General features: G+C 66.7%; 14 protein-coding genes. 3 read left to right on the top strand and 11 right to left on the bottom strand.

Features of this window, described 5'->3' with window-relative positions:
• Positions 1–26: 26 nt before the first annotated feature.
• Positions 27–245 carry a DUF559 domain-containing protein gene (locus IPI67_17960; GenBank protein MBK7582078.1) on the top strand — a complete coding sequence of 73 codons (219 nt, stop codon included), beginning with the start codon at positions 27–29 and terminating at the stop codon, positions 243–245.
• Between the two features lie 781 nt (positions 246–1,026).
• On the opposite strand, the gene IPI67_17955 is transcribed toward IPI67_17960, so the two are convergent.
• From IPI67_17955 to IPI67_17920, 8 genes are all read right to left on the bottom strand, one after another.
• Positions 1,027–1,830, bottom strand: a complete 804-nt coding sequence (locus tag IPI67_17955) for a hypothetical protein (protein MBK7582077.1) — start codon at positions 1,828–1,830, stop codon at positions 1,027–1,029.
• Between the two features lie 571 nt (positions 1,831–2,401).
• A complete protein-coding gene (locus IPI67_17950; GenBank protein ID MBK7582076.1) occupies positions 2,402–2,710 on the bottom strand; it encodes a hypothetical protein in 309 nt (102 codons plus the stop codon).
• A gap of 201 nt (positions 2,711–2,911) precedes the next feature.
• Complete coding sequence (locus IPI67_17945) at positions 2,912–3,985, bottom strand: hypothetical protein (GenBank protein MBK7582075.1); 1,074 nt, start codon at positions 3,983–3,985, stop codon at positions 2,912–2,914.
• A 219-nt stretch (positions 3,986–4,204) separates the two neighbouring features.
• Positions 4,205–4,483, bottom strand: a complete 279-nt coding sequence (locus IPI67_17940) for a hypothetical protein (GenBank protein ID MBK7582074.1) — start codon at positions 4,481–4,483, stop codon at positions 4,205–4,207.
• Position 4,484: 1 nt separating this feature from the next.
• Entirely contained in the window at positions 4,485–5,024 is a 540-nt protein-coding gene (locus tag IPI67_17935; GenBank protein MBK7582073.1) for a DUF4157 domain-containing protein, read from the bottom strand.
• A gap of 599 nt (positions 5,025–5,623) precedes the next feature.
• Complete coding sequence (locus tag IPI67_17930) at positions 5,624–6,073, bottom strand: hypothetical protein (protein ID MBK7582072.1); 450 nt, start codon at positions 6,071–6,073, stop codon at positions 5,624–5,626.
• Positions 6,070–6,828, bottom strand: a complete 759-nt coding sequence (locus IPI67_17925) for a hypothetical protein (GenBank protein ID MBK7582071.1) — start codon at positions 6,826–6,828, stop codon at positions 6,070–6,072. Before IPI67_17925 ends, IPI67_17930 begins: the two co-directional genes overlap by 4 nt.
• A 408-nt stretch (positions 6,829–7,236) precedes the next feature.
• Complete coding sequence (locus IPI67_17920) at positions 7,237–7,587, bottom strand: hypothetical protein (protein MBK7582070.1); 351 nt, start codon at positions 7,585–7,587, stop codon at positions 7,237–7,239.
• Between the two features lie 103 nt (positions 7,588–7,690).
• Here IPI67_17920 and IPI67_17915 point away from each other — a divergent pair, with 103 nt between their 5' ends.
• Together IPI67_17915 and IPI67_17910 are read left to right on the top strand one after the other, a co-directional pair.
• Entirely contained in the window at positions 7,691–8,260 is a 570-nt protein-coding gene (locus IPI67_17915) for a hypothetical protein (GenBank protein MBK7582069.1), read from the top strand.
• Positions 8,261–8,883: 623 nt separating this feature from the next.
• The gene (locus IPI67_17910; GenBank protein ID MBK7582068.1) at positions 8,884–9,660 is read left to right on the top strand and encodes a transposase; all 777 of its coding nucleotides are present in this window, start codon (positions 8,884–8,886) and stop codon (positions 9,658–9,660) included.
• Positions 9,661–9,988: 328 nt separating this feature from the next.
• On the opposite strand, the gene IPI67_17905 is transcribed toward IPI67_17910, so the two are convergent.
• The 3 genes from IPI67_17905 to IPI67_17895 form a co-directional block, all read right to left on the bottom strand.
• A complete protein-coding gene (locus tag IPI67_17905; protein ID MBK7582067.1) occupies positions 9,989–10,426 on the bottom strand; it encodes a hypothetical protein in 438 nt (145 codons plus the stop codon).
• A 219-nt stretch (positions 10,427–10,645) separates the two neighbouring features.
• A complete protein-coding gene (locus IPI67_17900; GenBank protein ID MBK7582066.1) occupies positions 10,646–11,065 on the bottom strand; it encodes a DUF4279 domain-containing protein in 420 nt (139 codons plus the stop codon).
• On the bottom strand, positions 11,055–12,125 hold the full coding sequence (locus IPI67_17895) for a hypothetical protein (protein ID MBK7582065.1): 1,071 nt from the start codon (positions 12,123–12,125) through the stop codon (positions 11,055–11,057). Before IPI67_17895 ends, IPI67_17900 begins: the two co-directional genes overlap by 11 nt.
• Positions 12,126–12,550: the final 425 nt, after the last annotated feature.

Below are 12,550 nucleotides of genomic sequence, written 5' to 3'. Positions count from 1 at the left end.
CTAGAGCCTCTATGGTTCTCACTCCGTTGACGACAGCGAACGCCACGCGACGCTTCCACACTGGCGAAACAGCCGCCGCCGGTCCCGGCCGGTTCTGCGCCAGCCACGCGCGCAAGGTCGCCGCTGATGCGCGCCGCGACCGGAAGCTCGCGCGGCTCGGGTGGCGCGTCTTGCGGCTCGACGCTGAGCTCGTCGTGAAAAAACCCGAGGTTGCTTTGGGGCTGGTGCGGGAGGCGCTCGGATGAGCGCGCGCTGCCCGTCACCGCGCCCGCCCGATCTGCGTTGGGCCTCGACGGCGGGAGAGCCGCGCGGAGAACGTGATGCGCGGCGCGGAGACGCCCGCCGCGGGCCAACGCGGGATTGGGCAGGGTGCGGAGAGCGTCGCTTCGAACTGCTCGTCGCGCTTTCAGGGGTCACCTCCGTTGCGGCCCACCGTGAGATACCAGTGACCGCGCACATGGCGCAGGCAAACCGGACCGAGCCGATCGGCGCTGCTGGCGCTTGGCGCGGGCACGCCAGCGTCGTTGGTCACCGCTCCCGTCACGGCAAAGTCCCCCCGCAGCGTTTACCAATGCCAACGCACGCTCGCTTCCGTTGCTTGAGCGCTCAGCGCCGCGGGTGTCGATGTGCCGCTCCGGAAGCTGGCGTTGCCTGCTTGGGAGCGTAGAATGAACCGATGCGTCCGGACGACAGTGGGCCATACCGCACCATCTCCGGGCCCGCGCGGCACAGCCAGTCGCTTGACTGGACGGCGATTCGGCGAAGGCGGCGCATCGCTGCTGCTTCGGCGCTGATGGTCTTGCCTGGGTACCTCATTGCTGATGCTCATTTCCCAAGACCGGCCGCGGTCCTCGTGTTTTTCGCGCTCGGTATTGCGGCATTCGTTTGCCTGTTTCGGTTTGCGCTTTCGAAGTGTCCGGCATGTAGGCGCGAGTTCTCCGGCGGCCATCGATTCATGAATCCCTTCAGGGCCGAATGCGCTCACTGCGGGGCTGCGCTCTCCGATCGTGGCGGGCGATGAAGCGCTCATTTGCACGGCGGGGGCGGAGGCGCGGGCGAGGCGCCCGGAGCCGGGGCCGGAGCCGCCCCAGGGTGAAGCGGAATGGGCGGCCATAGCCGGGTCCGACCGGCCAGCTTCGTGAATGAACCAAACGCCCCGGTGAACAACCCGGCACCCAGACCGCCACTGACCGTCAGTGTTCCGCCCGACAGTGGAGCTGCCGCAGGTGTCGAGAGTGCCAGCCCGACCCCAAGAATGCTGCCAGTTTCGAGCTGCGCCCCGATCCCGGCGCCCTCGAAACTGGCGAGGTCGGTAAAGCCACTCAGTGACCACCCGGCGCCGCCAAACAGTCCGAAGCCGAAGCCTCCCTGCGTCGAGCCGTAGCTGCCAGCTTCCACACCGGACGAACTCACGTCAACGTACACGCCGGCTCCGCCCCCAGTGCTCGGTCCCCACAGTCCGCCCGAGGCTGCGCCACCCAGGGCCAGGCCGAACAACCCTGACGGGTCGCTGAACAGGAACGGGTTTTGATTTGGCCAGCTCCACAGCGTCCCCGTCGTGGTCGCATACCCAAACTCATCCGGACTGACGAACGCCCCCAGCTCCGGCGACCACTGCCGATTGCGCACGTCGTAGATCCCGCTCGCCGCATCGAGCCACCGGCCCTGCCACCGAAGCGGCTGCCCGAACGCCACCCCATCGACCACCGGGCTCGGCGTCCCTGCGTCCGCCGCCAGCGCTCTCCCGAACGCGCTGAACTTGTACCCGCCGAGATCACTCGCCAGCGCCGCCCCCGCGCCGTAGCGTGCGCCACCACGCAAGCGTCGCACGTTGCCGATGCAGTCGAGCTCGCTTTGATGCCTCCCCCGGTCGTTGCTCGCGGCGCTTGCGCGCCGCTGCGCGCCGCCTGCCCCCTCCAAATCCGTGCTCGCGCCGGCTTCCCAGGCCGGGAGTCGCAGCTCGAGTCGATGCGAGACGCGTGAAGTTGGAAGGGCCTGGGGCCGGCGCTGCGCGCGGATGGAGGGCGCGTCGTTCCGAGATTGGATGCGCGTGCGCGGGCTGCGAGCCGGGCAAGACCACCAGCGCTATCGCTGCGCACAGCGCCAAGAGCATGCGCTTCACGGCGGCCCCGCTCATGCCCGCATGATCGCACGAATCCGCTGAGCTGGGCGATGCTCGGAAGCGTTGCCCGTCACTGCGCCCGCCCAATCCTGCGTTGGGCCTCGACGGCGGGAGGGCCGCGCGGAGAACGTGATGCGCGGCGCGGAGACGCCCGCCGCGGGCCAACGCGGGATTGGGCAGGGCGGGGCCATGTCCACGCGGCACGCTGTCGCGCCGCTCGGTTTTGGTCGCTCCGCCCACCGTCGCGCGTCGAACGAAGCCCAGCCGCGCCCGCTGTTCCTAATGGCGATCCTCACCCAACCAGGACCTGACCTCCGGCTCACCCAGCACTTCGGGACAGAGTTCTTGGGCGGCGATGACGAATGTCTCCAACAGCTGCGTGAGCATCTCCAGCAGTTCCCCAGCTTGAAGCCGCACCTGTCGCGGCACCGGCTGCCACGCGGTCATGCTCTGGCATTCAACAACCACGTCATCGACTTCCGGCTCCATCACCAGAATTCGCTCCACTCCCTGTTCGTAGAAGCCCAGCTGTGCGCTCTGCCGAGCGCGAAGCGACGAGATGACCCCTGGTACCTGCTCCATCACCATCGGCAGATCGCCGGTGACGTCGACCGGCCAGGGGCTCTGCCCGGAAGCCTTCCACGACGAATCGCACGGCGGAAACCTCGCTCATGAGCTCACAGATCTGGCTCAGACGTTCGGCTACACTGCTTTCCTCCGCTGCTTGCCCAACACCCGCGCGTTCGCGCGGATGGTGTGAGAAGCGCTCGAGCCTGATGGTGAAGGTACTCATGGAATCGGGTATGCCGTGAAGAAGCCACCAGCGGGATTGGGGATGAGCGTGGCGCGTGTCGCAGGCACTATGGTTCCGTTCGGCAGTACAACCTGACCGAGGCCTTCTGGAATTCGCACGCTCGCCGGGCCCTGGATAGACGCTCTTTCTCCGGCTAGCAACTCCGCGGCCGCTTGGTTGTTTAGCCACTGACCCTGCGGCTCGCCAGTGCCTCCCGCGCGACCGAGCAATCCCCGCATGCTCTTGGCGCCTTGCCCGTGTCTCGCGAACGTGTGACCGAAAACCCTCGTGCTTCTCCACTTCAGCGCCCCGGCGCCCTTCACAACCGCACCCGCGACCACCGCTGCTGCCGCGCTTGCCGCCAGGCTTGCCGACGCGGCCATGATCTTGTTTGCGCTGCACTCCGCGGCGGCCACGTTGCCCGCCATGATCGAGTCGAGGGAATTCTGGTGCTCGACGACGACAGTCGCGGTGTCCCCGAGGCCCACCATCTCCAAAATGAAGACCAGCGGCCCACGCTCGTCTCCGGGGGCAAGCCCCAGTCCAGCTGGATCTGCGAAGGCGATCGGATTCTGCCCCGGCCACGACCAAAGCGTCCCCGTCGTAGTCGCGTACCCAAACTCATCCGGGCTCAAAAACGCCCCCAGCTCCGGACTCCACACTCGGTTTCTGAAATCGTACAGGTCGATGCCCTGGCCGTTGAAGAACCACCGTCCCTGCCAGCGGAGGGGTTGGTTGATTCCGGGATAGGGCGTGCCGTCATCGGGGGGGAGGAGCTTGCCGCTTTGATGCCTCCCCCGGTCGTTGCTCGCGGCGCTATCGCGCCGCTGCGCGCCGCCTGCCCCCTCCAAATCCGTGCTCGCGCCGGCTTCCCAGGCCGGGAGTCGCAGCTCGAGTCGATGCGAGACGCGTGAAGTTGGAAGGGCCTGGGGCCGGCGCTGCGCGCGGATGGAGGGGGCGCGTCCTTCCGAGACTGGGTGCGCGTGCGCGGACCCGAGGCCGGCCAAGACCACCAGCGCCAGCGCTGCGCACAGCGCCTGGAGCATGCGCTTCACGGCGGCCCCGCTCATGCCCGCATGATCGCACGAATCCGCTGAGCTGGGCGATGCTCGGAAGCGTTGCCCGTCACTGCGCCCGCCCAATCCTGCGTTGGGCCTCGGCGGCGGGAGGGCGGCGCGGAGACGAGATGCGCGGCGCGGAAACGCCCGCCGCGGGCCAACGCGGGATTGGGGAGGGGCGCGGTCGCGCAGTCCAGGCTCACGAGCACGAGTGAGCGCGGCGTCACAATCCTAGTCGATGACCGGAGAAGGCGGATATCGGCCCCAGTGGAAGCACGCAATGTTGAGTGCGAGCACCGCTGCCCCAATGGGAAGCCGCAGCTTTTGCCACGTCGTGCCTGCCGACTCGCCCCGTAGCTCGTTGACCAGGAACGTGAGGTTGGCGAGAATTGTTGTCGCGAACAGGACTCGCAGGTGCAGCTCTGAACGAAGGTAGAGACCAAACCCCCAAAGCATGCACGGGAACAACAGCGCGAGGCTCTTTCCTGCGACAATGGAGGCGGAACGCACGCTAGTCTTTGCAGACCTGCGAGATCTCGGCGTAGACATGTGTGCCCCACTGTATCGCCAAGTACTCCCACCAGCGCTCGTCATGAGGCAGCGATTCGGGGTACTTTTCTCGCGACTCCTTGTAAAAGTCGTAGCCGAACAACGTGAGGATCCAGCCTCGGTCTCGATTGAACTGCTCGTATTGCTGCACATGCGTCAGTTCGTGCGCCAGCGTCCGAAGGCCGCGACCGGCGAACGGGTCGAGGCCCGGAGCGAAATCGATATCGTACCCTTTGGCCTCCGCATTCGCGTTCTCCGAGATGCGCAACGAATTCCGATTCACGTTGACGTCTGAGAGGTCGATGGCGGGATAGTAGTATTGCAGCTGGTTCCGCAGCCCCTCCGGAATCGGCTCGTTCCCGAAGGGATCCCGCCACCGCATCGGATTCTGCCCCGGCCATGACCAGAGCGTTCCCGTCGTGGTCGCATACCCAAACTCATCCGGACTGACGAACGCCCCCAACTCCGGCGACCACTGCCGATTGCGCACCGCCGAGATCACTCGGCAGCGCCGCCCCCGCGCCGTAGCGTGCGCCACCACGCAAGCGTCGCACGTTGCCGATGCAGTCGAGCTCGCTTTGATGCCTCCCCCGGTCGTTGCTCGCGGCGCTTGCGCGCGCTGCTGCGCCGCCTGCCCCTCAAATCCGTGCTCGCGCCGGCTTCCCAGGCCGGGAGTCGCAGCTCGAGTCGATGCGAGAAGCGTGAAGTTGGAAGGGCCTGGGGCCGGCGCTGCGCGCGGATGGAGGGGGCGCGTCGTTCCGAGATTGGATGCGCGTGCGCGGGCTGCGAGCCGGGCAAGACCACCAGCGCTATCGCTGCGCACAGCGCCAAGAGCATGCGCTTCACCGCGGCCCCGCTCATGCCCGCATGATCGCACGAATCCGCTGAGCTGGGCGATGCTCGGAAGCGTTGTTCGTCACAGCGCCCGCCCAATCCTGCGTTGGGCCTCGACGGCGGGAGGGCGGCGGGGAGCGGAATGACTTCCACGCGGTGCGACGATGTGCGACGCGTGTCTGCCCGCCGCGGGCCAACGCGGGATTGGGGAGGGCGGAGCGGGGCGGGGCTCACTCAGCCACTCCAACGCAGCCAGGCGCATTTCGGTCACAATCGCGCATCGATGCGCTCGCGAACCCGGGCGACCGTCTCCTGCGCGAGCCTAGCGCGCGACCTGCGCCACGGCCCGATGCGAATGACTTGATCGTTCGCGAGGGTCAGCTCAATTCGGGTGTAGTGCTCGCCCCAGGCCTGAATCCCGTCAACACTGGAAAGGCGGACGCTCTGCCGACGGCTGAACACGCCGAGGTGACGCACGACGATGGTGTCCGCGTGAAGCTCGATGCGCGAGGCACCGAGTGTGTCGGCCACCACGGCAGCCAGGAGCAATATTCCAAGAAACGCCACTACGTCCGCGGGAGTGCCAAATAGAACTCGACTCCAGCGAAGTCCCACGTATGCGAGCAGCACACTCACCGCCGCGTAGACATACGCACCGAAACCCGCCGTCGGCATGCCGAAGCTCGCGATCCAAACGGTCGGTTTGGCTCGGCTCACTTGGATTCGCAGACCTGCTGGAGCTGGTTCTTGTCGATGGCGAGGGCTATTCCTTCGCCGCCGCCCTTGAGCGTAGCTTCAAGGGCTTGTTGCTTGGCGAGGTCCTTGACTCCCTTGGATGCGAGCAAGCCTTTGCCGAGCGCCACCCCGGCCTGCTCTCCGGCCAAACCGCCGACCGGACCGAGTAGCGCTCCAAGCACGACTCCCTCCGCGCTTACCGATCGACCGGCGATCAGGTCGTCGAGCGCGGATCCACCAGCTCCTCCCAGCGCCGCCGCCGCCGGGTTGACGGTCGCGAGCGCCCCTGCGAGCGCTCCACCCGCAGCGGCACCGGCCGCGCCCTGTAAGAACTGACCCCAACTCATCGATGTCGGTGCCGTCACAGAATACGCGATCAGATTGGCCACGCCTCCGACCACCGCGCCTGCCGCCCAAAGAGCGACATTTCCGCTCGGGTCGCGAATCGCGATCGGATTCTGCCCCGGCCACGACCACAGTGTCCCCGTCGTGGTCGCGTATCCAAACTCATCCGGGCTCAGGAACGCCCCCAACTCCGGACTCCACACTCGGTTTCTGAAATCGTACAGGTCGATGCCCTGGCCGTTGAAGAACCACCGCCCCTGCCAGCGAAGGGGTTGGTTGATTCCGGGATAGGGCGTGCCGGCATCCGGTGGAAGGAGCTTGCCGCTTTGATGCCTCCCCCGGTCGTTGCTCGCGGCGCTATCGCGCCGCTGCGCGCCGCCTGCCCCCTCCAAATCCGTGCTCGCGCCGGCTTCCCAGGCCGGGAGTCGCAGCTCGAGTCGATGCGAAGCGTGAAGTTGGAAGGGCCTGGGGCCGGCGCTGCGCGCGGGATGGAGGGGCGCGTCGTTCCGAGATTGGATGCGCGTGTGCGGGCTGCGAGCCGGGCAAGACCACCAGCGCTATCGCTGCGCACAGCGCCAAGAGCATGCGCTTCACGGCGGCCCCGCTCATGCCCGCATGATCGCACGAATCCGCTGAGCTGGGCGATGCTCGGAAGCGTTGCCCGTCACTGCGCCCGCCCAATCTGCGTTGGGCCTCGACGGCGGGAGGGCGGCGCGGAGACGAGATGCGCGGCGCGGAGACGCCCGCCGCGGGCCAACGCGGGATTGGGCAGGGCGGGGCGCAGGACCACCCAAGGGGGTTCAGCCGCGCTGCTTCGTGCAGAGTTTTCCCCCCGGCCCCACGTGGTACTCGGTGGCGAATCCGAAGACCCCGACGGGCAGCGGCACAGCCGCCATCGGGTTGTGGACGAAGATCAGATCCGTGCCGATCTCCCTGGGCGCGTTCCAGATCCCGATGTCGGAAAACAGCACTCCCGAAACGCCGCTCGACTGCGGCTCGCAGAAGAGTCGTGCACCCACGACAGCACCGCTCTTCTTGGCCACCGTCGGTCGGTTCAGGAATCCGGTTTCGACGGCACCGCTCCCGTCGGTCGGCACTGCCGCGTAGATGTTGAAAGCCGCACTCCAGTCGTAGCCCCAGCTCGAATTCACCCGAATTGACGTCGGATGGTGGCGCATGGAAAACGCCGACAATTCGGGCTTGCGGCGGCTGGTGTTTTGACGTGAGAAGTCGGCATCGATAGGGCAGCCGCCCTTGCGCCCGCTCGGCCCTCCGCGCTTCGCAGACTCCGACGTCGCGCTCGGCGCGGTGCTCGAGGGCATCAAGCTCATCGCGTGTCCGCATTGCCGCCGGACCGGAGCCCTCATCGGCCACGGCTTCCTGCGCGGTTACGCGGAGCGCGGGTCCGAGATCGTGGTGCGCGGCCGGCGGTTCTTTTGCTCGAACCGCGGCAGGCAACGCGGGTGTGGCCGGACCTTTTCGGTGAAGCTGTCGACCGTGGTCGCCGGTTTCCTCGTGCGCACGCTCACGCTCTGGGTCTTCTTGCAGCTCGTCTTGTCCGGGCTCAGCAGGCGGACAGCGTGGCTGCGCGCGGCGGGCGGCGCGCTGTCGCTGTCGAGCGGGTATCGACTCTGGCAGCGCTTGTGCGAGGGCGCAGAGCGCGCTCCGCGCCCGCCTGTGCCGCGAGGCGACGGCACCCCGAGCACGGCGCGTGAGCCGCTGGCGCAGCTGTGGGCGCACCTGCGCGTCGTGATCGGCTCTGGCAAGACTGAGCTCCTATCCGGCTTTCAGGGCCGCCTGCAGCGTGGGCTCTTCGACGGTTGATCGCGCCATCGTCACCTCCGCGCGCCATCCACACTGCGCTCGTAGCCTGCGGGCGCCTTCGAACCGGGCGCACACAACAACAGCAGACGGCAATCCGGATCCCAACGCGGCTCGCCGTAGACGTCCGGGCGGGGGCCGCGCGCCCCTGAAAGGACCCAACATGAAACGAGTCAGCAGCTACTTGAAGATGCGGGTGCTCAGCGCCATCGAATCGGCGCCAGGCAACAGCATCGTGGCGCGCATTCGCCACGTCAGCGGCCAAGTGTTCCTCGACGAGGATGGCCAGCGCTTCCAATTCACCTGGCGCACGATCCAGACTTGGTACTCGCGCTACGAGAAAAACGGCATCACGACGGTGAAGCCGAAGACCCGCTCAGACAAGGGCAAGACGCGCAAGACGACGCCCGAGGAGGTGCTCGAGGCCATAGACCAGGTGCGCGGCAGCTTCCGCGGCCCGCCCCAACGTGACGGCGGTCTACCGCGCCTGCATCGAGCGCGGCTTGCTGCAGCGCGAGCATCGCCCCGAACACCTTCCGCCGCGTCGTTCAAGGCCCACGAGCTGCTCAAGCCCGACGCCGAAGTCAAAGACAAGCGCCGGCTGGCTTTCGCCAAGGCGCACGCCAATGAACTCTGGCAGGCCGACACGATGTTTGGCCCCTACGTGCGGCATCGGCGCGGGCAAGGTGCAAGCCAAGCTGATCGCGTTTCTGGACGACGCGAGCCGCGTGTGCTGTCACGGGCAATTCTTTCCGCCGACAACACCGAACTTCTGCTCGAGGCCTTCAAGAGCGCGCTCTACAAGCGCGGCCTGTGCCGAGTCCCTGTACGTCGACAACGGCAGCAACTACTCCTCGCTGGAGATCAGTCAGGTCTGCCAGCGCATCGGCGCCATCCTGTGCCACACGCCCGTGCGCGACGGCGCCGCCAAGGGCAAGATCGAGCGCTTTTTCCGCACTGTCCGCATGAGCTTCCTCAGCCGGCAGCTCGACCTGTCGAGCCTCGACGCCCTCAACCGAGCTTTCACCGCTTGGGTCGAGGACGAGTACAACCAGAGCGAGCACGGCTCCCTCGGCATGCGCCCCATCGATCGCTTCGGACTCGATCTCCGCCGCATCCGCTTCCTGCCGCCCGGGGACGTCAACGACGAGTTCTTCTTCGTCGAGCAAAATCGCACCGTCCTTGCCGACAACACCTTCTCCCTCAAGGACACCCGCTTCGAAGCGCCGCGCGATCTCCGAAGTCGCAAGATCCAAGGTCCGCTTCGATCGATTGCACTTCGACCGCGCGATCGTGTTCCAGGCGAGGCACGCCCCGTCGACTTCGTCGCCAATGACCGAAAGCCCTCGAAAAAGCTCACGCGAACGCGCCGGCGCGCGACCAAGCCGGCGGTGCAGTCGTGATCCGCGCTCACTTCGGTCTGGCGAAAGACCCATTCTCGGCGGAGAATCCTGACCCTGTTGCCGCACCAGAGGGAAGTGCTCGACACCGTGCGCGTGCACTGCCAGCAGGGCGGCCTGTGCGTCATCGTCGGCGAGCCCGGCACCGGCAAGAGCGTCGTCAAGCAGGCCTTGGTCCAGCACGATCCCAAGCGCCTCATCACGCCCGTCGTCAACCGCACACTGCACACCTACCACGGCACGCTGCGCATTCTGTGCGAGGCGTTTCAGATCGAGCCGGACGGGGCCGACTTCCGCTGCGAAAAGCGACTCATCGAAGAGGCGCGCCGGCTCAACGCATCGCGGCAAGATGCTCGCGCCCATCATCGACGACGCGCACCTGATGGACGTCTCCGCGTTGCGCCGGATCCGGCTGCTCTTCGAAGACTTCCCCAAGAATCACTGCCTGGTCTTGGTCGCCCAGCCCGAGTTGCTCAGCCGCCTGGGCCTCACCGTCAACGAAGACATCAAGAACCGCGTCACCTACTCGGTCCTGATGCAGAAGCTCGCACCCGACAGCGTGGCCGACTTCATCCGCGCCGAGCTCGACAAGGTGGCGCTCGCCCACTCGACCTTCACTGACGACGCGCTCAGCCTCATCGTCCGCTCGTCCGAGGGCGTCCTGCGCCGCGCCAGAAACCTCTGCCTCAGCGCCCTGTTCGAAGCCGTGCGCGACCGCACCAAAACCGTCGACCTGAAGCAAATCAACCGCGTCTTGCTCCAGCCACACTGGCGCAAGGGAGGTCGACCTGCCGCAGTAGCGACTTCGCTGCACGCGGCCAGCGCTGTCGTGGTGCCCACCAGCGCTACGACGGCGTTGGTCGTTTTGCATCCTGCGCCTACGACCGTTTCAGTCGCGAATTGCGATGGCAGCGCGAGCTTCTTCGGAAATCTTTACGACGTCAGTTTTGGAGTTTCGTGCGACGTCAGTTTGGCCGGCAACACAAACTCAGCCGAAGTAGAAATCAAGTCGCTCGCACAGCGCGGACAACCGAGCAAGCGTTGGGCCCTTGATGCTGAAGCCACCCGCGCCCTCGTCCGGAGCCCACCACACTCCGCCAACGACGAGGGCGTCCATCTCGTGTGCGAGGCTTCGGATCTGCGCGGCCCGCGGCTCCACGACCGCGAGCAACGCCTCAGCCGCGAGTTCCACGTCTGCCGCTTCGAATTCGATCCGCCACACCCCGTGCGGGCGCGTCAGCTGGCGTCCGTCGCGCGTCTGGTAGCGTTCGCCCTTGGCGAAGCAGCGACTCGCTTCAAGTCCCAGAGCATTGCTTGCAACGGACGGATCCACTCTATCCCCGACCAGGGCCAGATGGACCGTTCCGCTCGCGGGAACAGCAGGCGCGCCCTCTCTCTCACGGGACATATTCGAAGATGTTCCCAATGCGCTTGCCCGTGTGGCTGTTCACGATGTCACCGTTCGACAGAATCTTGGTCTCGTGGAAGCTCGGTGGGAGAGCATTGTCTCTCTTCAGCCCCTCCATGGCACGCTTGCCAGTTCCCCGGTCGAGCCCCAGCGCGTCGAGAGTCTGGGGCGAGAGCGTGTGGCCACCGGTCTGGAGGACGGTCGGTCGCTGCCCCAGGCCCTTCGGTGACGGGACTGGATCTAGCATGTTGATGCGCATGGACGGGACCCGGCAGGCTCCTCTCGAGCCCCCTCCCATGCCGCTCACCCCGCCCACGATCGCCGCAGCGGTTTGCCCCTCCTCGGTGTTGAGGTATCCGTACGCCGACACGGCCACCGCTGCGGCAGCATCGAGCGCTGCCGTGCCGTAGTCCCCCACCCGGAACGCGCGATAGCTCGACTCCCGGAGGAAGTTCATCGCGCTGGTGTTCGTGTCCCAGTTGGTGAGGGCCTGGTTCTCGTCGGGCGACAGGAAGTCGTAGATGGAGATGTGTCCGCTCGGATCCCGATGCCGAATCGGGTTCTGTCCGGGCCACGACCACAACGTCCCGGTCCCCCGGTGGTAGATGAAGTCGTCTGGCGACAAAAACGCCCCCAGCTCCGGACTCCACACACGGTTCCTGAAATCGTACAGGTCGATGCCCTGGCCGTTGAAGAACCACCGTCCCTGCCAGCGGAGGGGTTGGTTGATTCCGGGATAGGGCGTGCCGTCATCGGGGGGGAGGAGCTTGCCGCTTTGATGCCTCCCCCGGTCGTTGCTCGCGGCGCTTGCGCGCCGCTGCGCGCCGCCTGCCCCCTCCAAATCCGTGCTCGCGCCGGCTTCCCAGGCCGGGAGTCGCAGCTCGAGTCGATGCGAGACGCGTGAAGTTGGAAGGGCCTGGGGCCGGCGCTGCGCGCGGATGGAGGGGGCGCGTCGTTCCGAGATTGGATGCGCGTGCGCGGGCTGCGAGCCGGGCAAGACCACCAGCGCTATCGCTGCGCACAGCGCCAAGAGCATGCGCTTCACGGCGGCCCCGCTCATGCCCGCATGATCGCACGAATCCGCTGAGCTGGGCGATGCTCGGAAGCGTTGTTCGTCACAGCGCCCGCCCAATCCTGCGTTGGGCCTCGACGGCGGGAGGGCGGCGCGGAGACGAGATGCGCGGCGCGGAAACGCCCGCCGCGTGCCAACGCGGGATTGGGACGGGGCGAGGTGCTTCCTCGGTCACCGCTTTACAGCAGTGCGCGAAGGCACTCCGCGCCGCGATCCTCCCACAATGGAATCAGAACGGATCCATCGAGCGTCTCGATCGGACTGCCTGCCGCCAGGGCGGCCGCGTAGGTCTCAAGGAAGACTGTAGCATCGTGGTGACTTGCGAAGAGTCCAGCCTCATTCAAATGGGCGTCCAAAAAACGATGCAAAGTCGGCAGGTCCTCGTCGTAGCTGGCCTCGATGAATGAGTAGCT

The organism is Myxococcales bacterium (assembly GCA_016706225.1).
Classification (GTDB): Bacteria; Myxococcota_A; Polyangia; order Polyangiales; family Polyangiaceae; genus JADJKB01.
The sequence above is the reverse complement of the archived record's forward strand: the minus strand, read 5'-3'. Positions and strand labels throughout refer to the sequence as shown.

What these genes read in the sequence shown, in the direction of transcription:
- IPI67_17950 (MBK7582076.1), bottom strand. Translation starts at nt 2,710, where the DNA reads ATGGTGATGGAGCAGGTACCAGGGGTCATCTCGTCGCTTCGCGCTCGG.
- IPI67_17945 (MBK7582075.1), bottom strand. Translation starts at nt 3,985, where the DNA reads ATGAGCGGGGCCGCCGTGAAGCGCATGCTCCAGGCGCTGTGCGCAGCG.
- IPI67_17900 (MBK7582066.1), bottom strand. Translation starts at nt 11,065, where the DNA reads ATGTCCCGTGAGAGAGAGGGCGCGCCTGCTGTTCCCGCGAGCGGAACG.
- IPI67_17910 (MBK7582068.1), top strand. Translation starts at nt 8,884, where the DNA reads ATGAACTCTGGCAGGCCGACACGATGTTTGGCCCCTACGTGCGGCATC.
- IPI67_17895 (MBK7582065.1), bottom strand. Translation starts at nt 12,125, where the DNA reads ATGAGCGGGGCCGCCGTGAAGCGCATGCTCTTGGCGCTGTGCGCAGCG.